The organism is Streptomyces sp. ML-6 (genome assembly GCF_030116705.1).
Lineage (GTDB): Bacteria > Actinomycetota > Actinomycetes > Streptomycetales > Streptomycetaceae > Streptomyces.
The window spans coordinates 3,065,390-3,092,043 of record NZ_JAOTIK010000001.1; the positions used below are offsets into that span (position 1 = coordinate 3,065,390).

The 26,654-nt window shown below is 69.4% G+C and carries 22 protein-coding genes and 1 tRNA gene; 8 read left to right on the forward strand and 15 right to left on the reverse strand.

Annotation, left to right across the window (positions count from 1 at the left end; translation table 11 throughout):
• Positions 1-2 precede the first annotated feature (2 nt).
• A complete protein-coding gene (locus tag OCT49_RS13300) occupies positions 3-7,769 on the reverse strand; it encodes an RHS repeat-associated core domain-containing protein (RefSeq protein WP_283855785.1) in 7,767 nt (2,588 codons plus the stop codon).
• Between the two features lie 396 nt (positions 7,770-8,165).
• On the opposite strand from OCT49_RS13300, the gene OCT49_RS13305 reads away from it, so the two are divergent.
• The 3 genes from OCT49_RS13305 to OCT49_RS13315 all read left to right on the forward strand — a co-directional run bounded on the left by OCT49_RS13305 (position 8,166) and on the right by OCT49_RS13315 (position 10,729).
• Positions 8,166-8,306, forward strand: a complete 141-nt coding sequence (locus OCT49_RS13305) for a hypothetical protein (protein WP_283852084.1) — start codon at positions 8,166-8,168, stop codon at positions 8,304-8,306.
• 642 nt (positions 8,307-8,948) lie between these two features.
• Complete coding sequence (locus OCT49_RS13310) at positions 8,949-9,875, forward strand: helix-turn-helix domain-containing protein (protein WP_283852085.1); 927 nt, start codon at positions 8,949-8,951, stop codon at positions 9,873-9,875.
• On the forward strand, positions 9,872-10,729 hold the full coding sequence (locus OCT49_RS13315; protein WP_283852086.1) for a helix-turn-helix domain-containing protein: 858 nt from the start codon (positions 9,872-9,874) through the stop codon (positions 10,727-10,729). The genes OCT49_RS13310 and OCT49_RS13315 overlap by 4 nt, the downstream gene beginning before the upstream one ends.
• A 304-nt stretch (positions 10,730-11,033) precedes the next feature.
• Here OCT49_RS13315 and OCT49_RS13320 read toward each other — a convergent pair whose 3' ends face one another.
• From OCT49_RS13320 to OCT49_RS13335, 4 genes are all read right to left on the reverse strand, one after another.
• Positions 11,034-11,228 (reverse strand): hypothetical protein, encoded by a 195-nt coding sequence (locus OCT49_RS13320; protein ID WP_283852087.1) that lies wholly within the window; start codon positions 11,226-11,228, stop codon positions 11,034-11,036.
• 85 nt (positions 11,229-11,313) lie between these two features.
• A complete protein-coding gene (locus OCT49_RS13325; RefSeq protein ID WP_283852088.1) occupies positions 11,314-12,207 on the reverse strand; it encodes an SDR family oxidoreductase in 894 nt (297 codons plus the stop codon).
• On the reverse strand, positions 12,204-13,247 hold the full coding sequence (locus OCT49_RS13330; RefSeq protein ID WP_283852089.1) for an alpha/beta fold hydrolase: 1,044 nt from the start codon (positions 13,245-13,247) through the stop codon (positions 12,204-12,206). The genes OCT49_RS13325 and OCT49_RS13330 overlap by 4 nt, the downstream gene beginning before the upstream one ends.
• Positions 13,244-14,866: a flavin-containing monooxygenase gene (locus OCT49_RS13335; protein WP_283852090.1), complete on the reverse strand. Its 1,623-nt coding sequence runs from the start codon at positions 14,864-14,866 to the stop codon at positions 13,244-13,246. Before OCT49_RS13335 ends, OCT49_RS13330 begins: the two co-directional genes overlap by 4 nt.
• A 168-nt stretch (positions 14,867-15,034) precedes the next feature.
• Between OCT49_RS13335 and OCT49_RS13340 the strand changes: the two genes are divergently transcribed.
• Positions 15,035-15,793, forward strand: a complete 759-nt coding sequence (locus OCT49_RS13340) for a MerR family transcriptional regulator (protein ID WP_502963462.1) — start codon at positions 15,035-15,037, stop codon at positions 15,791-15,793.
• Between the two features lie 247 nt (positions 15,794-16,040).
• On the opposite strand, the gene OCT49_RS13345 is transcribed toward OCT49_RS13340, so the two are convergent.
• Both OCT49_RS13345 and OCT49_RS13350 read right to left on the reverse strand, forming a co-directional pair.
• Positions 16,041-16,442, reverse strand: coding sequence for a hypothetical protein (locus OCT49_RS13345; protein ID WP_283852091.1), 402 nt, complete (start codon positions 16,440-16,442; stop codon positions 16,041-16,043).
• 124 nt (positions 16,443-16,566) lie between these two features.
• Positions 16,567-17,382: an exodeoxyribonuclease III gene (locus tag OCT49_RS13350; RefSeq protein WP_283852092.1), complete on the reverse strand. Its 816-nt coding sequence runs from the start codon at positions 17,380-17,382 to the stop codon at positions 16,567-16,569.
• A gap of 50 nt (positions 17,383-17,432) precedes the next feature.
• Here OCT49_RS13350 and OCT49_RS13355 point away from each other — a divergent pair, with 50 nt between their 5' ends.
• Positions 17,433-17,912 (forward strand): GNAT family N-acetyltransferase, encoded by a 480-nt coding sequence (locus tag OCT49_RS13355; protein WP_283852093.1) that lies wholly within the window; start codon positions 17,433-17,435, stop codon positions 17,910-17,912.
• Between the two features lie 75 nt (positions 17,913-17,987).
• Here the strand turns inward: OCT49_RS13355 and OCT49_RS13360 are convergent, their stop codons facing one another.
• The gene (locus OCT49_RS13360) at positions 17,988-18,773 is read right to left on the reverse strand and encodes an SAM-dependent methyltransferase (RefSeq protein WP_283852094.1); all 786 of its coding nucleotides are present in this window, start codon (positions 18,771-18,773) and stop codon (positions 17,988-17,990) included.
• Positions 18,774-19,114: 341 nt separating this feature from the next.
• On the opposite strand from OCT49_RS13360, the gene OCT49_RS13365 reads away from it, so the two are divergent.
• Positions 19,115-20,101, forward strand: coding sequence for an aldo/keto reductase (locus OCT49_RS13365; RefSeq protein ID WP_283852095.1), 987 nt, complete (start codon positions 19,115-19,117; stop codon positions 20,099-20,101).
• A 41-nt stretch (positions 20,102-20,142) separates the two neighbouring features.
• Here OCT49_RS13365 and OCT49_RS13370 read toward each other — a convergent pair whose 3' ends face one another.
• A complete protein-coding gene (locus OCT49_RS13370) occupies positions 20,143-20,925 on the reverse strand; it encodes a hypothetical protein (protein ID WP_283852096.1) in 783 nt (260 codons plus the stop codon).
• Entirely contained in the window at positions 20,922-21,371 is a 450-nt protein-coding gene (locus OCT49_RS13375) for a hypothetical protein (protein WP_283852097.1), read from the reverse strand. Before OCT49_RS13375 ends, OCT49_RS13370 begins: the two co-directional genes overlap by 4 nt.
• Positions 21,372-21,628: 257 nt before the next feature.
• On the opposite strand from OCT49_RS13375, the gene OCT49_RS13380 reads away from it, so the two are divergent.
• Together OCT49_RS13380 and OCT49_RS13385 are read left to right on the forward strand one after the other, a co-directional pair.
• A complete protein-coding gene (locus tag OCT49_RS13380) occupies positions 21,629-22,507 on the forward strand; it encodes a helix-turn-helix domain-containing protein (protein ID WP_283852098.1) in 879 nt (292 codons plus the stop codon).
• Positions 22,485-22,736 (forward strand): DUF397 domain-containing protein, encoded by a 252-nt coding sequence (locus tag OCT49_RS13385; protein ID WP_283852099.1) that lies wholly within the window; start codon positions 22,485-22,487, stop codon positions 22,734-22,736. The genes OCT49_RS13380 and OCT49_RS13385 overlap by 23 nt, the downstream gene beginning before the upstream one ends.
• Positions 22,737-23,357: 621 nt before the next feature.
• Here OCT49_RS13385 and OCT49_RS13390 read toward each other — a convergent pair.
• From OCT49_RS13390 to moaC, 5 genes are all read right to left on the reverse strand, one after another.
• Positions 23,358-23,431, reverse strand: a tRNA-Ala gene (locus OCT49_RS13390).
• 98 nt (positions 23,432-23,529) lie between these two features.
• A complete protein-coding gene (sepX, locus tag OCT49_RS13395) occupies positions 23,530-24,657 on the reverse strand; it encodes a divisome protein SepX/GlpR (protein WP_283852100.1) in 1,128 nt (375 codons plus the stop codon).
• A gap of 170 nt (positions 24,658-24,827) precedes the next feature.
• A complete protein-coding gene (locus OCT49_RS13400) occupies positions 24,828-25,439 on the reverse strand; it encodes a GNAT family N-acetyltransferase (RefSeq protein ID WP_283852101.1) in 612 nt (203 codons plus the stop codon).
• Positions 25,440-25,456: 17 nt separating this feature from the next.
• Entirely contained in the window at positions 25,457-25,963 is a 507-nt protein-coding gene (locus OCT49_RS13405) for a MogA/MoaB family molybdenum cofactor biosynthesis protein (protein WP_283855786.1), read from the reverse strand.
• A gap of 65 nt (positions 25,964-26,028) precedes the next feature.
• Complete coding sequence (gene moaC / locus OCT49_RS13410) at positions 26,029-26,556, reverse strand: cyclic pyranopterin monophosphate synthase MoaC (protein ID WP_283852102.1); 528 nt, start codon at positions 26,554-26,556, stop codon at positions 26,029-26,031.
• Positions 26,557-26,654 lie beyond the last annotated feature (98 nt).

The window sequence follows — 26,654 nt, forward strand, 5'->3', positions numbered from 1 at the left end:
CCCTACTCGAACGGGAGCTCAGGCTGAGTCGCCTGGCGCTTGTTGTAGAGGTTTCGACCAAACCCCTCAATGCCGCTACTGAGCTTAAAGCCCATTTTTTCGAACTGAACCTTCATGATGTGCTCTCGGATTCTCAGAGCCGTGTCATCTCCGCACACATGGATGCAAATGACAGGCCCATCCTTGTCTCGCCTGCCCAAGTCTGCATGCTTGTTCAGTCGAACGTTAAAGTTGTTGGTCTTGCCGATATAAACGTGGCTGGGCTTCGACTTATCGTCGAATATATAGACGCCTTGATTCTTGTTGCAATTGTGAACCAGGACCGGCGTGGATCCCGCCAGCACATAGTACGTATGGAAGTTCGCGACCGTGAGGTTGTAGACCGTGGTGGATGTGGTGCGGCGGGTGACTGCGGTGATCTGTACCCAGGTGCCGCTGCTCGTCCGGAGCCACTGGCCGGCGGTGAGTTCGTCAGCTTCGATCCAGCGGTTCAGGGCGGGGACCCAGAAGGGGTGGCCGTCCGTGGCCGTCAGGGAGTGGGACGCACCCGTGTCGAGGGTGATGTCGACCAGTTGTTTGTCGCCTGTGCCCTTGATCAGGGCCGTGACCGGACGGGAGCCGGTTTCGCCGGTTTCGGGGTCGGTGGCCAGGACCTCGTCACCGATCTGAATGTCCTTGATCGGTTTACGGGTGCCGTCCGCGAGGAGAACGGGGGTGTCCGAGGTGAAGCTGTTGCCGGCCTTGCGGCACTTACCGAGAGATGCCCACTTGGTCGCGCCCGCAGCGCCGAGCATGCCGGTCGCGCATCCCATGGCCGCGGAGGTGCCGACCTGGCCCCAGTCGACCTTGCGGCCGGACAGGCGTTGGCCGAGCCAGTCGAGGCCGGCCTCGGAGAGCCCGCCGAAGACGCAGCCCGCGAGCAGCGGGCTGTTGCCCGACGGGTCGGTGTAGGTGGTGGGTGAACTGAGCGCGTACTGATAGAGATTGGTGCCGCCCGCGTGACCGATCGGGTCCTGGGAGATGAAACGGCCGGTCTCGGGGTCGTAGTAGCGGTTGCGGTAGTACAGGAGCCCTGTTCCGTCGGACTCGCGTCCGGTGAAGGTGTAGGGGTTGGAGGACGCGGCGCCCGAGGCGGTGAACTGGCCGTTGGGGTCGTAGGTGTAGCGGGTGGTGACCGTGCCGTCGGTGTCGGCCAGTCCGACGACCGTGCCCAGCGCGTCGGTGAGGTAGATCTGCGTCGCGTTGTTCTCGGTCCGGGTCAGATACTCGTCCAGGCCGGACGCCGCGACCGTGGCCGTTTCGGCTCCCGTGGCGTCCTGTTCCACCAGCGGGTTGGAGCCGTCGGTCAGGAACTTCTTGGTGGTGTCACCGAGGGTTGTGGTGGCGCGTGTGCCCAGTGCGTCGTACGTGAACAGGCTCGAAGCCCCGCCGGTGGCAGTGAGCCCGGCCAGCTGGCCGCGGGCGTTCCAGGTGTAGGTGCGTTTCCCGTCGGTCTTGAGCCGGCCGTCCGCGTCGTAGGTGAAGGAGCGGCCGTTGAAGGTGGTGAGCCGGTTGTCCTTCCCGAACACCGCGCCCGTCTCTGCCGCCGGCAGTGCCACCGAGGTGAGACTGCCGGACAGGCCGGTCTGGAGGCCGCGTGCGTCCCTCGTGTAGGAGAGGTCACCGATGTCGGCCGTGCCCTTGGTGTAGCCGATGTTCTTGATGGTGCCGGTCTTGTCCAGGGTGGTGGTGCGGGTGATCCCGCCCGGCAGTGTGGCGGTCTTCTCGCGGCCCACCGCGTCCAGGCCGAAGGTGACCGTCTGGTCGCCTGAGGTGACGGAGGTGAGGATGCTCGAGGTGTCGTAGCCGTAGAGCGTGGTCTTCCCTGCTGCGGTCATCTCCTTGCGTCGATCCGCCGCGTCGTAGACGTAGGCGACCGTGCCGGTGGGTCCGGTGACCGTCTTCGTCCGGTCGTACTCGTCGTATCCGAGGGTCTGTGTCCCCGCCTGGGTGTCCGTGATCGTCTTCGGCAGGTCGACCGCGTCGTAGGCGTAGGCGACGGTGGACTCGGCCGTACCGGCCACGTTCACACCGTATTTGGTGTTCTTCGCCCGTCCCAGCAGGTCGTACTCAGTGGTGGCGACCTGGCCCGAGCGGCTGGTCACCTTCGCCAGGTTGCCTGCGGCGTCATAGGCGAACAGCGCCTGCGCTCCCAGCGGATCCGTCGCCGACTTGGCCCGGTCCGCATTGTCGTACGCCCAGACGGTGGCGTTCTGGCGGGCGTCGGTGAGGGTGGTCAGGTTGCCGTTCTCGTCGTAGTCCAGGACGGTGACCTGGCCGAGCGGATCGGTGATCCTGCGGGTCTGGTTGAGGGAGTCGTACGTGAGCGTCGTACGGGATCCTGCCGCGTCGGTCAGAGCGGACGGCCGTCCTGCCGCGTCGAGGAACTGGCCGCTGGTGCGGCCCTCCGCGTCCTTGACCGACACCATCTCGCCGTTCAGATAGGTGTACTCGGTCACCGCCTCGGAGGCGTCGGTCACCGTCTTCACCTGCCCGTCGGAGGTGTAGGTGAGAGTGGTTTCCCTTTTTTCGGGGTCGGTTATCTTCCGCAGGTCGCCCACGGCGTCGTAGCCGAGGGTGGTGGTGTTGCCCAGCGGGTCGGTGAGGGTGGTGGGCTGGTCGTACGGACCGTTGTAGACCGCGGTGCCGGACTGGCGTGCCTGTGGCGTACCTGCGAGCTCGGTGGTGCGGGTGACGTATCCGTTGGCGTCGTAGGTGAATTCGGTGCGACGGCCGTACGGGTCGGTGACCGCGTCCACGCGGTGGCGGGGTCCCCGGTGGTATTGGGTGGTGCGGGCCAGGGTGCTGCCGTATGCCTGGGTGTCCTTGACTCCGTAGCCGTCGGCGTCGAACTCGACCCGCCTCAGGGAGCCGCCGGGCTGTGTGACCGTTGTGGAGGTCACCTTGCCCGCGCCGGTCAGCGTGTACTCGAAGGTGTACTTGGCTCCTTCGGTGAGCGTCTGCTCCTTGACCCGCCCGCTCTCGTAGACATTGGACATGTAGGTGATGCCACGGGCATCCACTGCTGTCCTGATGCGGTTGGACGTGCCGTCGTACGTGTAGCGGCTGATCTTGCCGGCCGGGTCCGTCACCGTGCTCAGCCGGCCTGCGGTGTCGTAGGCGTAGGAGGTGGTGCGGCCTGTGTTGTCGGTGGCCGTCTTCACCCGATGCTCGGTGTCGTAGGCAAGGGAGATCCAGCGGCCTCCCGGTGTCGTGATGCGGGTGATCTCGCCCTTGGTCCCGGCCAGGCGGGTCAGCTTGAGCGTGTTGCCGTGCCGGTCGCGGATCTCCTTCAGAGGCGAGTAGTGCGGGAAGACCCATACGGCTCCGTCACGGAAGCGCAGCTCCCACTCGCCGTCACCGTTGTTGATGATCTTTGAGCCGCGGAACCCGGTTGGCGTGTCCAGAGGTTCGAAGACCGCGTCGGAGACTCCTGTGCCCGGTGATGTCCTGGTGAAGTGGACTTTGTTGCCACCGGGCAGGTAGAGGTCGACTTCCTGCCACTGTTTCTCGGAGTGGAAGAAGGCGTTGTACGAGAGATCGCGGCCGATGCCGAAGGCGCGCTGACGGGTGTCACCCTGCCAGTAGGTGCGGGTGATCTCTGCCGAGCCTCGCGGGTCGGAGACTGCCAGGTCGGTGCGGGAGTCCGTGAGCATACCGGTCGTGAGCTCGACGGGGTCTCCGGAGAACCAGTCGATGACATCCGCCAGCCAGGACGTGTCCCAGGGAACCAGACTGCCTACGTTGAACATGGCGCCGTGGAAGGACCAGACGCGAGTCCTGGCATCCGGCACGACCTGACGGCCGTCTGCGGAGACTTCGCCGTGTCCGTAGACATACCAGCCCTTCTCGCTCGGGTCGTAGTCCATGAACTCGACACGAGTGCCCGGGGCTTCGTGCGTGTAGTTGGGGTAGATGACCCGTGCACCTTCGGGGAAGACGTACGTTCCGCCCGGCTGGACGGTGAAGTAGACGGGCACCACGCTGTTCTTCGGGAGCGGGAACGGCGGTCGATCGAGCGGGATGGCCGAGATCCCGAGTTCGGTTACCGGCTTGCCTTTGTCATCCCGGACCACGGACCCCTTGGGAATCCGCACCTCAAGGCCGGGAATTTTCGGGGTCTTCAGTACGATCTCGGCCTTGGCCGGGGCGGAGAATCGCACGGTGTGCTTGGTGTCCAGCGGTGTCATCCATACGGGGAACCCAAGGTCCGTGGTAGTGCCGGCCCTGGGGCGGATGTGGATGTCGAACCGGCCGTAGCTTCGCTTCTTTGTGTTCGCGCTGGCCCCGTCGACTACCAGGGTCGTGGCCTCGGGACTAATTCCGGCCAGGAGGAACCTGCCCTGGCTGTCGGTGCGGGTTGTCTTCCGGCCGACAGTTACGGTGACCTTGGGCAGTGGTGTGCCGTCGAGTCGCAGAACATGCCCGGCCATGGCAGTAGAACGGGCCGGGGCACGCAGGGCCGACGGGGTCTTGGACGTCTTGCCGCGTGCCGTGATCCAGTCCTGTCCTGCCAGTTGAGGCTTGCCGGGTTGCCAGGCATCCTTACCGGAAGGGAAGACTTTGGTCGTATTTTCCCGTTCTGTGGGCTTATTGTTCCGGGCTGACGCAGGGGTGGGTGCGACGGTGGTGCCGGTTGGCTTGAGGCCGAGGTTGTAGGTACCGGTCTCCATCGGCCCCGGCTCCACGACGAGGGTGTGGGTACCAGTAGCTGTAAGCGCCGGCAGGTCGGTCGTCAGGGTTGTCTTGGACATGTACCGGCCGTTGATCACTGGCTTGCCGTCTGGGCCGTAGACGTACAGAGTCCAGTAGGGATGCGGTGGGGCGTCGAGAGCGAGCGTGAGTTTGTCGCCTTTGGTGGCAGTGAAGGTGTAGTGCGCGTTCTGTCCAGCCTGGGTGAGTTTTGCCGGGCGTTTCTGCCCATCGGCCTGAAGGGTGCCTCCGTCGGCGTCCGGTACGAGTGTGGCGGTGGTGCTGCCTGTTGCGGGTTTGTTGGGCCGAACGAATACGTAGTGGGTGCCGGCTGCCAGTGGGGCAAGGAGGTCGGCGTCCGACGGCGCCCTGGATACCGACGTGAGGTACGCGCTGGTGGTGGCACCGGGCGCCTGATGCGCGACTTGGGCGGTCTCCGTGAGTGTGGTGTCGGTGAACACGACAGCGGATCCGTCGCCTGCTGCGGCCGTTATGACCAGCGCAAGCTGCTGCCCTGGCCGGGTGATCTCAGCAGTCGCGCTCGGGTCGGATGCCGAGAGAGAAGCGAGGGTGGGCTTCGAGAGCCAGAGGGTCATGGTGCCGGTTGCCGCGCCACCGGGGGCGAGAAGCAGGGCGTACTTGGCTCCCGGAGTCAGCCCGGAAAGGTAGCTGATCGCGGACGCGGCGGCAGGCACCGTCCCTACAGAGCTACCACTCCCACCTTCCGGTCCGATCAGGCGCACGTCCATGCCCTGGGTGACGGTGTTCGCTGTGACAGCAAAGCCCAGGGAGACCGTGTCCGGGGCAGTGAACTCGACGCGGAGTCGTTGGCCGACCCGTGAGAGGGACGCCTGTACGGAGGCCCCATCGGGCTGCAGGCTTGTAGTGGCGTCCGGTGACAGCGTGAGTTGAAGGGATCCGGTCCCGCCCAGGTTCGGGGCAACAGTGATCTGATAGGTGCCGGATTCAGGTAGACCGGACAGGTCTACCGTACTGGCGGCACCGGGGCCTACATACTGTGCGCTGACGACCTTCAGTCCCGACGGGGCCGTCACCGTAATGTTCACAGCGGTGGTGAAGGTGTTGCTGTTGATGCCCAGCGCCAGGTCGTCGCCGGCTTCAGCCTGGAGTGTCGCTTCTGCATCCTGTCCGAAGCGCGGGATGTCGACGGAGACTGCGGGACCTCCGGCGGAGACGGCTCCCACAGCAACTGGGGCCGACAGAAGCAGCGTGACCGTCCCCGTTCCGAGCCCATCCGGTTTGGTGGTGACCGTGTAGGTTCCAGAGCTCGGGAGCTTCGGACTGTCCCACTGCAGACGTGAATTCGCCGGAACCGCGAACTTACTGCCGATGAGTTCCCCGGCCGGCCCCCGAACCTCCAGCGTGTTGAATGAGGAGAAGTCGCCCGCGGTGGCGCCCAGCGAGATGCGCTGCCCTGCCTGAGCGGCGAAGGTGGCGGAGCCGCTCTGTCCTGGCCTTCCGATCGGTATCGCGACTTCTGGTCCTGTGTCGCTCAGCTCGCCCGCCTGGATGGGGTGGGATCCGGTGATCCGGACCGCTCCGGTTCCGGCCTGACCGGGTTCGACGGACAACAGGTACTGGCCGGACTCGGTCAGTGACGTGATGACCGATGATGCCTTTCCTTTGGCTGCTGTGTAGAGGAGATCCAGTTGTTTGCCGGACGGTGAATACAGCCGTGTATTGACGGACGTGGTCATGGCTGCTGCGTCTACGCCCACGTTCAGCGACTGCCCGAGCTGAGCGTCGATGGTGAGCAGCGCCTTCTGGCCGGCTCTGGTCAGACTCACATCGGTGGCGGGGCCAATCGTGTCGACCACACCGGTCTTGGTCTTCGAGACCGTTACGGTCACCTCGCCGATATTGTTCGAGCCGGGGATCAGCATCAGGACGTAGCGTCCCACCACTGGCAGGTCTCTGACCTGCCAGTCTCCCGTAGGCTTGGAGAACGATGCGGTGCCGACCTGTTCACCGGTCGGTGCCATGAGTTGCACCCGAACAGGCACGTCGAACGTCGATCCGGTGAATCCGAAGCTGATGTTGTCGCCTTGATCAGCGTCGAACAGCACCTCGGCACGGTTACCCGGTGTCGTCACCGATACCGTAGGGGGTGTTTCGTCTGTCACCGATGTCTTCTCCGATGACTCGATCTCGGAGCCGCTCGGCAGAATCTGATAACTCGAAGAGCTGGCAGTGGTGCCGGCTGGAGTGGCGAGCTCGACCGGTCCTGTGACAGCCCCCGCAGGCACGACTACGGTCAGTGCGCTATCCGTACGGGACTTGACCTGGGCAAGCACTCCCCCGCCGAACCGGACCACATTGTCCGTCATTGTTGGTGCAAAACCTGATCCGGCAAGGACGACTTCGGCACCCACCATTCCAGATGCTGGAGTCAGTTTGACGACTGAGGGTGCAGGCGCGGCCGGGCTGAAGGACTCCGTGGACTGAACAGTCTTACCGCCGGTCGTGACTGAGACACGTCCGGCAGGCGCCCCGGCAGGCACCTTTACTTTGAGCTGGGTTGTGGCAGCGGACACGACTTCGGCCGCCGCCGCCCCGAACGTGACCGTGTTCGACGTCGGTGTCGTAGCGAAACCCGTACCGGAAATCGTCACAGTCGCACCGGTTGCCGCACTGGCCGGTACCAGGGAGAGAACCGACAGGTCACTCGACGCGAAACGGTCCACACCAAGGCGGTTGCCCGCCGCGTCGTAGCGGTAGCGGGCGGTCTCGCCGGCCGGGTCCGTGACACCGACGAGGCGGGATGCCGCATCGTAGGCGTACACCGCGTTGTTCGTGACCGGCTCGACGACCGCAGGTGCGGTCGGACCCGCCGGGCTGTCAACGGGCGGCGAGTCGTCGAGGGTGCTGCCCTGAGTCCGGGTGGACACTGCCGACAAGGGAGCGGACGGAGCCGCTTCTGCGGGCACCAGCCCGACCGACAAGGCCAGCCCCAGCGCCCCCACCGTGATTGCTCGCCAACGTGTGGACACACCTGTTCCGAACCGTTCGCCGCGCATGCGCACGCCGTCCCTCCCCAGGGCCCCCTCATGAGTCACGAATGACCCATGACACCCACACTTCCCATGCGAGCGGTCACAAGATACACACAAACTGTCACCACTGAGCGGAAGGAGACGAGATCACGCCAACACCGCACACCTACAGCAACGTTGCAGGGTGTCAGGTGAAGGAAGGAGAACGGCCTGTTCGATGCCATCGCCACAGGCCAACCCGTCGGAGCCGGAGCCGCTGCCGTCGGCCTCCGTCGGCGATTACCAACGCGCGACACTTTCGGCATGCCCGGGATCAAGAATGTTCCCCTCCCCCGGGCTGCCGCCCTGCGGTCGGGCTCCGTGTCCGGCCTCCGTCGACGTCGGGATTCTCTGATCAGCGCCGCCCCTGACAAGGACGGGATGCACCAGCTCACGAAGCGCCGGAACTCCGTCTGGCATCAGCAGATCGCCGAGCACGGGTACGGCTACGAGATCCGGCTCCCGGACAGGGCCTTCCACTCCGATCTGGCCTTCTTCCCGCTGCTGCCGACGCCGGGCTGATCCGGGCGGCCAGGCGGACGGTGCAGGTCGCTCGCGGCGTACGCCCGCACCCACCGGCGCCGACTGAGCGGATACCAGCGCCTGACCGCCGGCTACACCATGTCCCGCCCGTTCAGCCCCGTGGAATGGCTGATGTTCTTGACGGCGGCGCGCGACGTGTGGACGGCCTGGCATCTGTACCTGTCGCGGCCCGCTTGGTCGGTCCGCTGCGTTTCCTGAGCCCGTCGGCAGTGGTCGGGGCCCTGGCCATCAACGCCAGGCGCCGCTGACGACGCTCTCGCGCGCGCCCGGCCCGTCAGATCACGCGGAAGAGGTCGGCGGCGGTGTGGACGTCGGTGAGGTCCCCGGCCGCGTGGCCGATCGGCCGGTACGAAGTAGACCCCCGTCCTTCTTCGCACCGGCCTCCGGCAGCGGCCCGGACCCGGGCTCGGCAACGACTCTGATGCGCCAACTTCCGCATGGCCAGCCCTGCTGGACGATCTGGGTTCGCGTGGGACGTCCCACGTTCTGAGCTGCTGGGACGCGTCTTCTCAAGAGGCGTTCGCGGGACGGTGGTCCGTGGCCGACACGCCACGACTTCTTCTGTGTGGCCCGATGCCTCACTATTTATGGCATCAGCCAGAAGCATCGGGGGGAAGCCGCATGCCGCGATGGAAAGAGCTGCCCGCAGAGATCTCCACCAGCGAACGCCAACTGCTCGTCCAATTGCGCAGGCTGAAGGACCACAGTGAGCTGAGCCTGGCCTCGCTGGCGGGCCGGACCAGTTACAGCCGTTCCTCGTGGGAGCGGTACCTGAACGGGAAGAAGCCCGTACCGCGCAAGGCCGTCGAGGAACTGGCCCAGGTCTGCGGTACGGAGCCGACGCGCCTCCTCGTGCTGTACGACGTCGCCGAGCGGTCCCGCCCCCGGACGACCGCGACCGGGCGTACGGACGAACCCTCGTCGGCGTCCCCGGAGTCCGCGCGGCCTCTCGACCCCACCCGGGAAATGGAGCCGGAAACGGAGCCCCGGCAGGAGCCCGAACAGGGCCGGGGACAGAACCGGGGGCAGGAACGGGAGGCGGCCTCGGCCGCCGCTCCGGAGCCGAAGGCGACACCGGAGCCTGAGCAGCCGGAGCTTCAGCAGCCAACGCCCCGACGGCCGGGCCGCACCGTGCCGTTGGGGTGGCTGGTCGCCGCGGTGGTCCTGGCCGTCGCCGTGTCCTTCGGGGCCGGGCTGCTGACGGCGCGGGCGTGGGACGACGACGCCCCGGCGAAGAAGACCGGCCCCGTGGCGGCCGGAACGGGGTACCTGCGCGGCCAGACCTACGAGTGCACGGTGCAGCGGAAGGGCGGCACGCTGCGGGCGGGGCACAGCGACACCCGCGAGATGCTGCTCGACATCAACAGCACCGGTTTCGACGTGGTGGAGGCCCAGTGCCTGCTGCGCGAGCAGGGCTTCGACCCCGGTGTCTTCGACGGGCTGTACGACGAGCGGACCAAGGAGGCCGCGAAGAAGTTCCAGCAGGCCCGCCACCTGGTCGTCGACGGCATCATCGGCCCGGACACCTGGAGGGAGCTGCGCAAATGACTGCTTCCACCGTGGGCGGTCAACTGGCGGAGGAACTACGGGGCGTCAAGGAGCGGTCCGGGCTGAGCCTGGCCGCGCTGGCGGCTCGTACCCCGTACAGCAAATCGTCCTGGGAGCGGTACCTCAACGGGAAGAAGCCCGCTCCCCGCCAGGCGGTCGAGGCGCTGTGCGCGCTCACCGGGACGCCGTCCGGCCGGCTGCTGGCGCTCTGGGAACTGGCGGACGCCGAGTGGAGCGGCCGGGCGCGGCCCGTGTCCGCGCCGCAGGTTCCGGACGAACCGGCGGAGGCCGGGCCGGCGGAGGCCGAACCGGAACGTCTCGCCGCCGCCACCCCGTCCGACCCCGCCACCCGTGCGGACATGCGGCGGTGGGCGGTGGGCGCGGCCGTCATCGGGGTGGTGGCGGCCGGGCTGGCCGGGGCCGCCCTCCTCGGTGCCGGGTCCGCCCGCCCCGGCACGGAGCCGGACGGGCGGTCCCACGCCGTCACGGAGCCGCTCGTGCGCAACCCCGGGTGCAGGGCCGACGGCTGCGAGGGCAAGGACCCCGTGGTCATGGGCTGCGGCGGGGCCGGGATGATCACCACCCTCGCCACCCACACCGCGTCCGGCGGGCGGCGCCTGGAACTCCGCCACGCCGCGCTGTGCCGCACCCTGTGGGTACGCACCACGGGGTTGCGGCCGGGCGACCGGGTCGAGCTGTCCCTGCCGACCGGGCACACCCAATGGGTCACGGCCACGGGAGGCCGTGACACCAGGCAGTACCTGGCCACCCCGATGACGGCGGGCGACAGCGGGGCGGGCAGCCGGATCTGCCTGGAGGTACCGGGCAGCCGCCCCGAGTGCTTCACCGGCTGATCCAGGGATCCGGGAAGCCGGGAAGCTGGGGAGCCAGAGATCCAGGGCGCGCCCGGCCCTGCCGGTACGCATGCCGAAAGGGCGCGCCCGATCTCCCGGACACGCCCTTTCGTCGGGCCTTCGCCAGGCCCCCGTCGGGCCTTCCTCGGGCCCTCGTCAGGCCTTCGCCAGACCTCTGTCGGACAACGCGCGAGCGCGCAGGCCGGATCGGCGGTCGCGAAACGCGTCAGTGGTCCACTGGTCCAGTGCTCGCCGGACAACACCGACGACCACGGAACATACGCGTCAGGGAGCGCCGAGAAGGTCAGCGGTCGCGGCGCTCGCGGAGGTCGTCCGCGGTCTCCCGGGCCCTGTCACGGCCCTGCCGCGACGCCTCCGAGGCCCGCCCGGACGCGTCCTGCGTCCGCTCGCGGCCCTCCTCCCGGCCCTCGCCCGCCTTCCGCTTCGCCTCGTCGGCGAGCTGCTGCGCCTTGTCCTTGAACTGGTCTGCGATACCCATGCCGTTCACTCCTCGTGGGTGTGTGGGGGACGGTCCGTGAGGACCTCGTCCAGCGTCGCAGCCCCTCGCGCCCACCGCATGTCGATCAGTCACTCTGCGTACGCGCCGCCCTCGCCTCCTGGTCCGCCGCGCCCCCGGCGCCCACCAGTCCCCTGCTCACGCCGTCCAGCCGCGACCCGAACTTCCGGACCTCGTGCTGGCCGACGACGCCTATCACCGAGGGCAGGAAGCCCCGCACGGACTGCATCCCGCGCAGCCACCACTGCGCGTACACGTGCGGGGAGCGGCGTTCGATGCCGGCCACGATCCGGTCGACCGCGGGGCCCAGCGGGTAGGTGCGGTTCGCCGGCCAGGGCAGCCGCTGCCGCAGCTCCCGCATCACGTCGTCCTGGTCGGCGCCCCGCACCATGTCCGTGTCGGTCCAGGAGAGGTAGCCGACCCCGACCTTCACCCCGCGGTAGCCGACCTCGGCCCGCAGGCTGTGGGCGAACGCCTCCACGCCCGACTTGGACGCGCAGTACGCGGTCATCATCGGCGCCGGGGTCATCGCGGCGAGCGAGGCGATCTGGAGGAAGTACCCGCGGCTCTCCATCAGCACCGGCAGGAACGCCCGCCCCGTCACCGCGCCGCCGATCAGGTTGACCTCGATGACCCGCCGCCACGCGTCGGGGTCCGAGTCGACGAACGGACCGCCCGCCGCGACACCGGCGTTGGCGACGACGACGTCGATCTTCCCGAACCGCTCCTTCACCTCCTGGGCGACGCGTGCCATCGCCTCGTGGTCGGTGACGTCCGCGAACCAGTGGTCGCTCTCCGCGTGCAGCCGTTCGGAGACCTTCTTCAGCTCGTCCGGCTCCAGGCCCACCAGTGCGAGCTTCGCGCCGCGTGCCGAGAGCTTGCGGGCCAGCAGTTCGCCCACGCCGCGCGCCGCGCCCGTAACGACGACGACCTGCCCTTCGAGACTCCGCCTGCCGCTCATGCGACCTCCTCCTTCTCGGCCGTGCCGTCCGTCTCCGCGCCGGTGTCCGAGCCGGTCTCCGAACCCGCGCTCGTACCCGTACTCGTACTCGTGTCCGCGCCCGTACGCGCGCCCGCAGCCGTGTCCGCGCTCGCGCCGCCCGCCGGGAGGTACGCGGCGACGAGTTCCCGGATCCGCTCCGTGACCGCCTCCGGCGCCTCCACCGGTGTCATGTGTCCCATCCCCGTCAGCTCGGTGAGTCCCAGGCCCTCGGGCAGTGCCGCCGCGATCGTCCGTGCGTGGCCGAGCGGCGTCAGCCGGTCCGCGGTACCCGCGATCACCGCCGTGGGCACCCGCAACTCCCGTACGCCCGCGTCGAGATCGAGGTCCGCGAGTACGCGCCCCCAGGCGGCCCTGGCCTTCCTCGGGCACGCGTGCACGATCCGGGCGCAGGTCTCCACGCGCTCCGGGGCCGATCCCGCTCCCATCGTGGCGTACTTGAGCACCCGCCTGGTAATCGGAGTGACCGGTCCCAGCGGGGCCGACGCCACGAGGATCGCGCGGTGCAGCCGGGTCCGTACCGCCCCGGCCCGCATCGGCACCACGACCGACCCGGCGGCCAGCCGCGAACTCCCGGTGCTGCACAGCAGTACGGCGGCGGCGTGCTCGCGCAGCCCGGCGCGGTGCGCGGCGGCCATGATCGTCATGCCGCCCATGGAGTGCCCGGCGAGCACGGCCTTCTCCCCCGGGGCGAGGGTGGCGGCCAGTACCGCTTCGAGGTCGTCGGCGAGGGCGTCGGTGCCGTATCCGCCGCGGTCGACGACCGGCGAACCGCCGTGGCCCCGCTGGTCGTAGACGACGACCCGGTGGTCCGCCGCGAGGGCCCTGGTCTGGGCGTCCCAGAAGCGGGTGCTGCACGTCCAGCCGTGCGCGAGGACCACGGCGGGGGCGCCGTCCGGGCCGTGCACCTCGACGTGGATGCGGGCGCCGTCGGCGGAACGGACGGTGAGTTCGCGCGCGGGTACCGGCGGCGCGCCGTCGCGCCGCAGCAGCCGGCTCATCCCGCGACCTCCTCGGCGACGGACTTCCCCGCGGACTTCCCGGCGGGCTGCCCGGCCGACTCCTCGCCGGCCTTCCCTGCGGCCTTCCCGATGGCGGGCTCCTGCGCGCCGCACTGCTGTCCGACGGTCGGCGCGGCCGGCTGCTTCGGCGCCCGTACGACCGCGTACTCCGAGAGGTCCACCGACCGCGTCAGCCTGCGGAACTCGGCGGTGGTGCCCGGCCAGACCGTGGTGTTGCGCCCGTTGGCGTCCAGGTACCAGCTGTTGCAGCCGCCGGTGTTCCACACGGTGCGCTTCATCCGTTCCTGGACCCGGCGGTTCCACACCCCGAGCGCCGAGGGCCGCGCGTCGAGGGCGACGCGTCCGCCCAGCACGTTCAGCTGGCGCAGGTAGTCGGCCATGTAGTTCAGCTGGGACTCGATCATCAGGATCATCGAGGAGTTCCCGAGCCCGGTGTTGGGGCCGATGACCGTCATCCAGTTGGGGAAGCCCGAGACGGTCGCCCCGCGCAGCGACTGCACGCCGTCCTTCCAGTGCTCGGCGAGCGTGATGCCGTCCGCGCCCACCACCCGCTCGGCGATCGGCATGTCGGTGACGTGGAAGCCGGTGCCGAAGATGATCGCGTCGACCTCGGCCTCCGTACCGTCCGATGCGACGACGGTGGAGCCCCGCACCTCGGCCAGGCCCGAGGCGACCACGTCCACGTTGGGCTGCGCGAGTGCCGGATAGTACGTGTTGGAGAGCAGGATGCGCTTGCAGCCGATGCGGTACGAGGGGGTCAGCTTGGCGCGCAGCTCCGGGTCCTTGATGGACCGCGCCATGTTGGCCCTGGCCATCTTCTCGACCAGGCCCAGTTCGCCGGGGTGTTTGGTGAAGGCGCTGACCTGCAACTCCCGTATGCCCCAGAGCAGTCCGCGGCGGATGGTGCCGGTGACGGGGACCGCGCGGTGCAGCAGGCGCTCGGCGCCGCTGATCTTCCGGTCCATGCGCGGCATGACCCAGGGCGGGGTGCGCTGGAAGAGCGTCAGCCTGCCGACCTCGGGCTGGATCTCGGGCACGATCTGGATGGCGGAGGCGCCGGTGCCGACCATCGCGACGCGCTTGCCCGCCAGTTCGGCGTCGTGGTCCCAGCGGGCCGAGTGGAAGACCTTGCCGGGGAAGTCGGCGAGACCGGGGATGTCCGGCGTCTTCGGGTCGGAGAGCGGGCCGCTCGCGGAGACGACGAAATCGGCGGTGAACGTGGCCCCGTTCGCCGTCTCGATCACCCAGTGCAGCTCGTCGCGGTCCCAGCGCATGATCGTTACTTCATGATTGAACCTGAGGTGCGGGCGCAGCCCGAAGGTGTCCGCGACGTGCTCCAGGTAGGCGCGGATGTGCTCCTGCCCGGAGAAGGTGCGCGGCCACTCGGGGTTGGGCGCGAACGAGAACGAGTAGAGGTGGGACGGTACGTCGCAGGCGCAGCCGGGATAGCTGTTGTCGCGCCAGGTGCCGCCGACGGAGTCCGCCCGCTCCAGGACGACGAAGTCGGTCATGCCTTCGCGGCGCAGCCGGACCGCGGCCCCGAGGCCCCCGAATCCGGATCCGATCACCGCCACCCGTACGTGCTCGTGCTGGGCCATGCTGCCGCCTCCCGCGGTACGTCACACGACTCTGCCAGCAATCACTGGCATTGTGGGGAGGGTAGAACAGCTCCGTACCGATGGGTAGGGGTACGGCGCGGGAAAGTTACCGGCGGTACAACATAGGGTTCGGCTGTGGCTGAAGGACGCGAGCACCGTGAATACCGCATGGAGGAGCTGGCCAAGGAGGCCGGCATCCCCGTGCGGACCGTGCGCTTCTACCGGGAGCGCGGACTGATCTCGCCGCCCCGCAGGGAGGGGCGCATCGCCTGGTACGACGATCACCACCTGGCCCGGCTGCGCACCATCACGGGCCTGCTGGAACGCGGCCACACCCTCACCGGGATCGCCGACCTGGCCCGCACCTTCGAGAGCGGCCGGGACGTCGCCGAGGTACTGGGTCTGGGCGAGCCGACCGAGGAGACGCCGGTCCGCCTCACCCCCGAGCAGCTCGCGGACTACTTCCAGGGCGAGACCAGCGCCGAGAACCTCGCCACCGCCCTCGACCTCGGCTACCTCGCCACCGACGGCGACGAGATCGTCCACATCAGCCGTCGCCTGCTGGACGTGTCGTCCGAGCTGGTGCGGGAGGGCGTGCCGCTCGCCACCGTGCTCGCGACGGGGCGCCGGGTCCGCGAGCACGCGGACGCCCTCGCGGAACTCTTCGTGAGCGTCCTGCGGGAACACAGCGACGAGGCCGAACCGCCCCAACTCCGGCCGCTGGCACGGGCGGTGATGGACGCCGAACTGTCCATGGCACTGGACCGGCGACTACGCCGGGAGGGCCAAGAAGGCCGGGAGGGCCGAGGGAACCAAGAGGGCCACGAGAACCGGGAGAACCGGGGCGGCCCCACCAACCCGGAAAGCCTGGAAAGCCCCGAGAGCCCGGAAAGCGCCGGGGAGCCGTCGCAGAGCCCCGCCTCCTGAAGGCCGGGCCCCTCACCGCGGAGTCCCGGCCACCGGCCGCCACCCTTGATCTTGATCGCACGCCGGAATACTGCCCGGCCCGGACTGCCTCGTACGCCCTCCAGTTCGTACGAACTCACGTTCGCGCGATCCCTCGTTCGAAGTCCCCGCCCCGACGTCCGGCGGAATCGAAGCCGGTCGGACCGCCGACGCCGGGCATGTCCGCCGACGCCGAGCGGTAAGCAGCCGGGCGGTAAGCGGCCGACCGCTAGGGGCGGAGTCCGGTGCCGAAGCGGACGAAGCCGGCGATGCGCGGACTGAAGGTCAGCTCACACTGCTCGCCGAGCGCCGAACGCACGCCCGCCGCCACATCGGCGTCCGGTTCACCGAACACCTCGAAGCGCTCCACCCGGCAGTGCTTCATCACCTCTTGGATGTACGGGTCCGCCAGCTTCCAGTGGAGGCGGACCGCTTCGGAGTCCTGATAGAGCTGGAAACTGTGGGCGAGCATCCGCTCCTCGTCCAGGAACGTCTCCACCATCAGCTGCGGCCCGTGCTGCTCCGCGAACGCCACTGCCCCGGCGATGGCGTCGCGGAACCCCTGCAGGTGACCGTCGGTGATGCGCATGGTGTTCCGGAAGAGGAGAACTGTCGAGTCGTGAGTGGTCATGACCCGACCCTCGCCCCTCAACCAGAGTTGAGGTCAAGCACCGATCTCCCCGGCGCCCTCGCCGACACCGCTCCGGTCGGACCGGTCGGACCGGGCGGACCGGGCGGACCGGGCGGACCCGGGGTCAGTGCTCGAACACCACCGTCACCGGTGCGTGGTCGCTCCACCGCTCGCCGTGCGTGGCGGCCCGCTCGACCAGACCCTTCACCGCACGGGCGGCCAGCCCCGGCGTGGCCATCTGGTAGTCGATCCTCCATCCCGTGTCGTTGTCGAAGGCCCGGCCCCGGTAGGACCACCAGGAGTACGGCCCCTCCACGTCGGGATGCAGCTCCCGTACGACGTCGGCGTACCCGGCCTCGTCGAGGACCCGGGTCAGCCACTCCCGCTCCTCGGGGAGGAAGCCGGAGTTCTTCTTGTTGGCCTTCCAGTTCTTCAGGTCGGCCTCCCGGTGGGCGATGTTCCAGTCGCCGCAGACCACCACCTCCCGCCCGTCGGCGGCGGCACGCTCCTTCAGCCCCTTCAGGTAGGGCAGGAACGCGGCCATGAACCGTTCCTTCTCCTCCTGCTTCTCCGTGCCGACCTCGCCGGAGGGCAGGTAGAGGCTCGCGACCGTGACGCCGGGCAGATCGATCTCGACGTAACGGCCGCTCGTGTCGAACTCCTCGCTCCCGGCGATCCCGAAGCCGCCGAACCCGACCTGCACCCGCTCGGGCGCCCGTCGCGTGTAGAGGGAGACACCGGCCCGGCCCTTGGCGGCGGCCGGCGCGTGCACGGTGTGCCAGCCCTCGGGGTCGCGCACCTCGTCGGGGAGCTGCTGCGGCTCGGCCCGCACCTCCTGCAGGCAGATCACATCGGCTTCGGTACGGGCCAGCCACTCGACGAAGCCCTTTTTGGCGGCGGCACGGAGCCCGTTTACATTGACCGTGGTGACAGTGAGCATTCCGGCACGATACCGACATCGACCGCTCGCATACATGTACCATTCAACGCATGAATATTCGCCCTCGACCTTTCGATCACCCGGACGCCGTCAAACTCAACGACCAGGTGCAGCTCGAATACGCCGAGCGGTACGGCGACGAGGGCGACGTCACACCGCTCGACGCGTCGATGTTCCGGCCGCCGAACGGCCTGTACCTCCTCGCCTACGATGCGCGGGACCGCCCGGTCGCCACCGGCGGCTGGCGCGCCCAGGACCGCAACGACCTGGGCTACTCGGACGGCGACGCCGAGCTCAAGCGGATGTTCGTGATCCCCGAGGGCCGCGGCAAGGGGCTGGCCCGCCGCATCCTGGCCGCCCTGGAGGACGACGCACGGGCTGCGGGCCGCATCCGCATGGTGCTGGAGACCGGGGACCAGCAGCCCGAGGCGATCGCGCTGTACACGTCCAGCGGGTACACCCCGTGCGAGAAGTTCGGCCACTACCGTACGTACGAGAGCAGCCGCTGCTACGCCAAGCCGCTGCGCTAGCCGTACCCCGCCCGCCCCCTTCGCACCCCTCCCCTCCGCACCCACTCCCCGCCGCCGCTCTCCACCCCCGGCGGCTCAGCGCACCCGGCCGACCCCCACGTAGAAACCACTGCGCTCCTGGACCGGGGCGGGCGCCTCCCGGTACCACTCCGTGGCGAAGACCAGGCCCGGCTCGACGAGGTCCAGCCCCTCGAAGAAGGGCTCGACCTCGCCCCGGGTGCGCATCCGCAACGGGATCGCTCCCTTCCGGTACGCGGCCTCGGTCTTCTCCCTCAGCTCCGGGTGCTGATCGGCCGTGCCGTGCGAGAGCACCAGGAAGCTGCCCGACGGCAACGCGTCGACCAGGGTGCGGGTGATGCCGTACGGGTCCTGGTCGTCCGGCAGGAAGTGCAGCAGCGCGATCAGGGACAGCGCGACCGGCCGGTCGAAGTCCAGCAGTTCGGCGGCGCGTTCGAGGATCGTCTCCGGCTGCCGCACATCCGCGTGGATGTAGTCGGTGGCGCCCTCGGGGCTGCTGATCAGCAGCGCCTCCGCGTGGCGCAGGACGATCGGGTCGTTGTCCGCGTAGACGACCCGGGCGCCCGGCACGACGGCCTGGACGACCTGGTGCAGATTGGGCTCGGTGGGGATGCCGGTACCGATGTCGAGGAACTGGTCGACCCCGGACCGCGCCAGCCAGGCGGCGGCCCGGTGCATGAAGGCCCGGTTCCGCGCCGCGTTGCCCCGCGCCTCCGCGGGCAGCTTCTCCGCCACCTCCTGATCGACGGGGTAATGGTCCTTGCCGCCCAGAAGCCAGTCGTAGACGCGCGCGGGATGGGGCTTGCTGGTGTCGATCCGGGGCTCGGGCCTGCCGACCGTCACGGGGCGCTCCTCTCGGAACGGAGATTTCATGAGCGAAAGCGGGGGGGAACGCGTTCAGGGTAGGCGACCCCTCCTCCGGGACCGATGCCGCGTCCGGCGGAAACGGCCCTCGTCGAACGACCCCCGCGGAACGCCCCTCACGTAAAACCCCCGCGGAACGCCCCCCACGTAAAACCTCCGCGGAACGGCCCCACCGAAAACCCTCCCGAAAGGCCACGCCCGCTGCTCCACCCCCACGCACACCGGCGCGGCCACAACGCCCTTGCGTTGGAGTGCACTTCAACAAGCAAACTCTCCCCGCGGCCACCGACCGGCGGAGGCCGCGACCGGAGGGGACAGTCATGAAGTACCGCACCATCGGAATCGATCCCGCCACCCGCCGCGAGGTGAGCGTCCTCGCGCTCGGCGCGATGCTCTTCGGATCGGTGACCGACGAGAAGACCTCGTTCGCCGTCCTGGACCACTTCGTCGAGGCGGGCGGCACCTTCATCGACACCTCCGACAACTACGCCTATTGGGTCGGCGACGACCTCGGCGGCCAGAGCGAGCGGCTGCTCGGGAAGTGGCGGCGCAGCCGAGGCGTCGGCGACGAGATCGTCATCGCCACCAAGCTGGGCGCCGCGCCGCTCGCCCCCGGCACCGGGTACCTCGACAACCCGGAAGGACTCTCGGCGAAGGCGGTCCGCGAGGCCGCCGAGCGCAGCCGGGAACGGCTCGGGGTGGAACGGCTGGACCTGCTCTACGCCCACATCGAGGACCGGACCGTCCCGCTCCGCGAGACCGTCGAGGCGTTCGGGGAGTTGGCGGCAGAGGGGACGGTCGGCCTGCTGGGCGTCAGCAACCACGCCGTCTGGCGGGTGGAGCGCGCCCGCTCGCTCGCGGCGGCGGCCGGACTGCCGGGCTACGAGGTGCTCCAGTACCAGCACAGCCACCTCCGCCCCCGGTACGACGTCCCCAGCCCGCTCTTCGAGGACGGCAGCCTCGGCCACGCCGGGCCCGAACTGCTCAGCTACCTGCGCGCCGAACCCGCGCTGACCCTGGTCGCGTACTCCCCGCTGCTCGCCGGCGCGTACACCCGCCCCGACAAGCCGGTCCCCCAGGACTACGACCACCCCGGCACCCCCGCCCGGCTCGCGGTGCTGCGCGAGGTCGCCGCCGAGACCGGAGCCACCCTCAACCAGGTCGTCCTGGCCTGGCAGATCGGCCACCGGCTGCCCATCGTCCCCCTGGCCGGGGCGTCGTCGGTGGCGCAGCTGAAGGAGAACCTGGCGGCGGGCGACCTGGAACTGACGGACGATCAGCGGGCCCGCCTGGACGCCGCGCACTGAGCCTTCTCTGCGCGGCCACCGGCCGGATGCCGTGGGTGGCGTCAACCACCCCATGCGACAAGGTCGTTGCCGGTCCAGTGCTTGACTTCGCTGTCGACCCCGTCGTAACTGCCGGAGTCGGCGGTGGCCGCCACCGCGTAGTCATCCGCGGCCGGATCCAGGGACTGCACACCGCACTGCTCGTCCCGGCCCGGGACGAGGGACAGTTCGCAGCTGTGTCTGCTCCCGATGACCGGCTTGTCGACACTCTGATCCGCTCCTTTGTCGAAGCGGTACAGCCAGTAGTGAATGGTGATCTTCTGGGCGCGCTTCACCTGGACCCTGACGGTGTACTGAAGGGTGCCGTCGGCGGCGCGGAAACAGGGCCGCAGCCCGTAACCGTACGAGGTCGGGTACTTGAAACCGGCTTCCTTGCACATCCATTCGCCGACCGGCGAGATCCTGGCCTTCCCTTCCTTGGAAGGGGTGGTCCTGGGCGACGGATCGGCGGGCGGAGGATCGGCGGAGGGCGGATCGGGCGGTGTGGCCGACTTCTTGGAGGACGGCGACGCCGATACCGAGGGCGTGGGGGCGTACGAGCCCGAAGGCGCGCCGGCGAACGGGGACCGGTGCTCGTTGCCGCGCCCCACGAAGTCCCGCAGCAGCACACCGCCCGCCACGGCCACCACCGCGGTGGCCGCGACGACCACGACCGCGCCCAGGACGACGCCACGACGCCGGCGAGGGGGCGGCGGGGGATTGATGATGTTCCCGAACTGCGTGACGTTCGAGACGCCTCCGCTGCCCGCGATGTTGCGCTGGGACGACGGCTCCTCCACGCTCACGGACGCGCCGCCCCGCCATCGCCGACATGGATGTCACCGTGCTGGCTGATGTACTGGACCCCACCGCTCTGCGCGATGTTGGTCTGCCCCGACGACTGCGGGCCCGCGGGCAGCTGCGCCTGCACGTGACGGATCAGGGCGGCAAACTCCTGCGCCGCTTCGGGATTGGCCGCGAGCAGAACACCCAACCGGCTGGCCCAGAGACCTTCGAGCTGCCGTCGCACCTCGTCGCGGTCGGCCGGCGGAAGCCCCTCGATCTCCGCCGCGGTGTCGTCGAGCCGGTTCCGGAGCTGCAGGCCGCGCTCCTCGTCGCCCTCGCCCCCGCCCTCGCCTCTCCCGAACAACCGCATGAAGCCGGTCCGCACCGTCTGCCACACGTCGGTCGATGCGGCGTTGACCAATGCCGCGGCGCCTAACGCCGCCAGCTCCCCCGCTTCTCCCAGCACTGCGTCTCCCCTTCTCCCGGGCTGCGCTCCGAACAAAACCTGCAAGACCTGCAAAACCTGCAAGACCTGCAAGACCTGCAAGACCTGCAAGAAAAATAGCGTTCCTGAACCGTCTCCGCCCCACGTTGTCCGGCCGTCCCGAGAAGCCGTACACCTTCCGTTGCGCCTTGTGACGAAATCCTCACGCACTGCCACACGGATCCCTACCTTGAAAGGGTTTCCCGCCTCACGACGCACGGCACGAAAGGTGGTCAACGGTGGCTACGCGCAAGGAGATCGACGGCTCGGCAGGCGTACCCCAGTTCTACGGCAAGGAACTCCGCTACCAACGGGAGAAAGCCGGAATGACCCTGGAGAAACTGGCAGAAGGCAGCTTCTACGGCATCACGCTCCTCAGCGAGATCGAGCACGGCAACCGCAGCATGCCGCCGGACCTGGCCCAGCACGCCGACCGGGTACTCGGCACGGACGGCTACTTCGCACGCGGCTGCGACGACGTACGGAAGGCCAAGCGCAAGGGCCACGCGGAATACTTCGAGCGCGTGCTGGATGCCGAGAAGCGCGCCGAGACCATCGAGGAGTGGTCACCGGGCGTCTTCCCCGGCCTGCTCCAGACAGAGGCGTACGCACGGGCCCTGTTCCATGCCGAGCGGATCCTGGAGCTCCCGGAGGAGATCGACGAAAAGGTCAACGGACGCCTGGCGCGGGCACAACTCTTCGAAGCCGATCACCGGACCCCGCAGTACTGGGCGATCCTTCCCGAATCCCTGCTGCGCCTGCCGATCCTGCCACCGCAGCAGATGGCCGAGCAGCTGGACCACATCGCCGCCCTCATCAGGAGGGGCCGGATCTTCACGCAGATCCTCCCGTGGAACGCGGGAGCGCACGCCCTGATGCTGAGCAACGCCATGGTGCTGGACTTCGCGGACGCTCCCCCGCTGGTCTACATGGAGGGCCAGCACCACGGGAATACCGTCGACGATCCGGCCCTCGTGAAGCAGTACCGGAGGTCGTACGATCTCCTGAGGGCCGCCGCCTCGCCGCCGGGGGTGTCCCTCACCATGATCGAGGAAGCGGCAGAGGACTACCGAAATGGTCTGCAGCCAGTTCGACTTGAGCGCCGTCACATGGCGTAGGAGCAGCCACAGCAACACCTCCGGCGGCAACTGCCTCGAAGTCGCGGAGGAGTTCGCCCACTGGCGCAAGAGCAGCCACAGCAACACCTCCGGCGGCGACTGCCTCGAAGTCGCGGACGGTCACCCCGGCATCGTCCCCGTCCGCGACTCCAAGCGTCCCGAGGGTCCGGTGCTCGTCGTGAACGCGTCCGCGTGGACGCCGTTCATCGAGTCCGTCAAGGCGCCCTGAGCACCGCGTCGCCCTCGCTCGACCACCCGTCTCCGTCCCGACAGCCCGCGCGAAGCAGAGCCCCGCTCTCCCTCACCCGCCTGGCAGCCCTCGGCGCCGGGCAGGAGGACACCCCGCACACCGGCCTCGGAGCCCTTCTGCCGGAGGGAGCACCGTGCCTCCCGCAGCCGGGTCTCCCACCGGGCAACAACCACGCTTCGGAAACACCAAGATCCCGCCCGTTCAATCAAATCGGACGGAATGCCGAGGTCTACTCCGACCCCGAACTGCTGGCCGCGCCGACTCAAGAGCAGGGCGAGGGCTACGGCCCGGTGTCGGACCCCCGGGACGTCGCATGACTGCGGGCCGCGGCGACCGCGCCGCACCCCCGGCACCACCGCCTCAAGGGCGGCGAGGTCGGTGCCCTCCATGAGCTGGGCCATCCGGATCGAGGACATGTCGCCTTCCAGGCGTCGTTGACCACTCGCCCAGGCACCCGGCATTGATGTGTGGATCGCCACATGCAAGCCCGCCCGGCGAAACTCCACGAGACGAATCAATGCCGACAACTGATCGCGGCCGGCCCCGGAAACGACGAAGATCCCGCCCGATCTTTCGATCGGACGGGATCTTGCGTTGTTGTGGACCTGTGGGGATTTGAACCCCAGACCCCCTCGATGCGAACGAGGTGCGCTACCAGACTGCGCCACAGGCCCTTGCAACGAGTGAAACTCTAGCACCCCTGATGGGGTGCTCGGAAATCCGGTCCGTGCTGGTCAGCCGAGTCGGTGTCGCGGCCGGGCCGGGAGCGGGTTCATTCGTTGGCGGCACGGGGCCGCTCCCCGTCCTCGTACTGGTCGAAGAGCGGGGTCCGGCCGCGGTCGCGATTGCGGCGGGACTGGGTGGTGCGCTGGCGCGGTGCCGGCTCGACGGGGGGCACGGTGGGGTGCGAGGTGCCCGTCTGGCTGGGCTCCGCGGCGCTGGAGCGGGCCGCGCTCCAGGTCTCCGGGTTGCCGACCTCGACGCCGCCCGTGGCACGCGGGGCGACCGGGGCCGTGACGTAGGTCGGCAGCGGGACCGGGACCGGCTCCCAGCTGTCGCCCTGGGCCCGGCCGCGCTCGCGCTGCTGGTCGACCCATTCCGCGTGGTCCGTCTGCTCGACCAGGGCGCGGCGGCCGGCCTCCTGCGGGGAGACCGCGGGGGCGGGTTCCGGCTCGGGGTGGCGCGCCTCGGGCTCCTCGTCGGGTTCGACGGGGGCCGTCGCCGTGGCCGGCCGGTGGCCGCGGTGACGGTTCTCACGCAGGTGCTGCGCCGCCACCTCGGCCCGTCGCCGGTCCATGGTGAAGGCGAACCGGCGCCGCTCCTGGGTCCGCAGATGCACGATGTACGCGCTCAGCAGCACGGCCGGGACCGCGGGTGCCCACAGGAAGTGGAGACCGCCGACCGCCGCCACGACCGCGCCGAGGGTGAAGGCCAGGAAGAGGACCACGGTGGTGCGCCGACGGCGCGCGAGGACCTGGAGGCGCTGGGCCCGCCGGACGCGCTCGGCGTCCGTCGCGCCCGGGCGCGGGCGGGCGCGCCGCGCGGGGACCGGCTCGGGGCGCTTCTCGGCCGCGTGCTCGGGCGCACGCGCCGGGTCGTGCACCCGTGCCTCGGTATGCGCGTCGGGCGCGGCGAAGGCCCGGACGTCCACGGATTCCAATCGGTCCGTTTCGGCGTCCGGGTCGACGTCGGGCTCCGCCTCCTCGGCAATGCGCCCCCGCAACTCCTTGGCGTACCGGCGCTCCATTCCCGCCCGTCCGGACAGCAGCCGGATGGCGGTGCTGAAGCGTTCCGTCGGACGGGCTTCGTTGAGCTCGTCCTGCCTGCGGAGCCACATCGGCACCAAGTAGGCGGCCCAGGCCCCGACGATGACTGCGTAGATGAGGCCGCTGCTGCTCACATCTCACACCGTAGAGGGGTTTGCGCGGAGGCATCCGCCAATTGGACCGGTGTGTCGCACGATCCGGCTGATATCAAGGAGTTTTTTTGTGAATGTTCGGATCGCCCGTGGAGGTTTGTGCGCGCCCGATGTCCGATCGACGACTCCAACTACCGACCAATATCGAACACTTATTTTATTTCCCGTGGTGTTCCCGGCCGTTTCCGGTGCCAGCGGCGGAGCATCCCCTCGGGCACTTCCTCCGCGGTGAGCGCGTAGATCAGGTGGTCGCGCCAGGCGCCGTCGATGTGGAGATATCGCGGACGCAGTCCCTCTTCGCGGAATCCCAGTTTCTCGACGACCCTTCTGCTGGGCCCGTTCTCCGGCCGAATGCACACTTCGATGCGGTGCAGTCCGACCGTGCGGAAACAGTGGTCGACGACGAGGGCGACCGCCGTCGGCATCACGCCCCGCCCGGCCACCTCCTGGTCGACCCAGTAACCGACGTGGCCCGAGCACATCGATCCCCAGGTGATCCCGGCGACCGTCAACTGGCCCACCAGACGGCCCCGGTACTCGATGGCGAAGGGCAGCATCCGGCCCGCGTTGGCCTCGGTGCGCAGGTGCCGGATCATCTGACGGTACGTGGGACGCCGGGCCACCGGGCCGCCCGGGGCCGGCGGCGGCACGGTCGCCTCCCAGGGCCGCAGCCACTCGCGGTTGCGCCGGTTGACCTCGCGCCACACCCGCTGGTCGCGCAGCTTGATCGGGCGCAGGACGACATCGCCGTCGCGGAGGACCACCGGCCAGGTCGAGACGTTCAGCTCGGGCTCCCGGGTCGGGGGTGGTCGCCGCCGCGCAGTTGGTCGACGGCGTGCACCAGGAGGCGTTCGAGGACCGCGAGGCCGTCGCGCACCCCGCCGGTGGAGCCCGGCAGGTTCACGATGAGCGTGCCGCCGGCGACGCCCGCGAGGCCCCGGGAGAGCGCGGCGGTGGGGACCTTGTCGCGGCCCTCGGCCCGGATCGCCTCGGGGATGCCGGGGATCTCGCGGTCGAGGACGCGGCGGGTGGCCTCGGGGGTGCGGTCGGTGGGTGAGATGCCCGTGCCGCCGGTGGTGACGACGACGTCGTACCCGGCGGCCACGGCGGCGCGCAGGGCCTGTTCGACCGGGTCGCCGTCGGGCACCACCTGCGGCCCGTCCACGGAAAAGCCGAGCCGGCCGAGCCCCTCGGCGACGATCGGGCCGCCCCGGTCCGCGTAGACCCCCGCCGAGGCCCGGTTGGAGGCGGTGACGACGAGGGCGGCGTACGGGGCGGTGGCGTCCAGAGCTGTGTTGTCCGGAGGGGTGTCCTCCGGAGCGGTGTCCTCCGGGTGTCCCGGTCCGGGCGCCGTCACGCGTCCGCTCCGTCCGGCTCGTCCGGCTCATGCGCTCCGGCCGCCCCGGTACGCCGGTAGTCGCCGGACTTGCCGCCGGTCTTCGTCTCGACCCGTACGTCCGTGATGACCGCGGCCTTGTCGACCGCCTTGACCATGTCGATCACGGTGAGCGCGGCGACCGAGACGGCGGTCAGGGCCTCCATCTCGACGCCGGTGCGGTCCGTGGTCCGCACCGTGGCCGTGATCTCCACCGCGTCGTCCGTGACGCCCAGGTCGACCTTCACGCCGGAGACGGCGAGCGGGTGGCAGAGCGGGATCAGGTCGGGGGTGCGCTTGGCCCCCATGATCCCGGCGATCCTGGCGGTGGCGAGGGCGTCGCCCTTGGGGACCCCCTCGCCGCGCAGCAGCTCGACCACGCGCGGCGAGACGAGCACCCGGCCGCTCGCACGGGCCGTCCGCGTGGTGACGTCCTTCTCGGAGACGTCGACCATCCGGGCCGCGCCCGCCTCGTCGATGTGCGTCAGCCTGTTCTGCGTACTCACTCACTCCGCCTCGCGGTAGGGCGCCGTTCCCCGCGCGGCCCGCACCGGGTGCGGGCCCGGGGCCCCGGGAGGGGTTCCCCGGGAAGGCACAGCGGCAG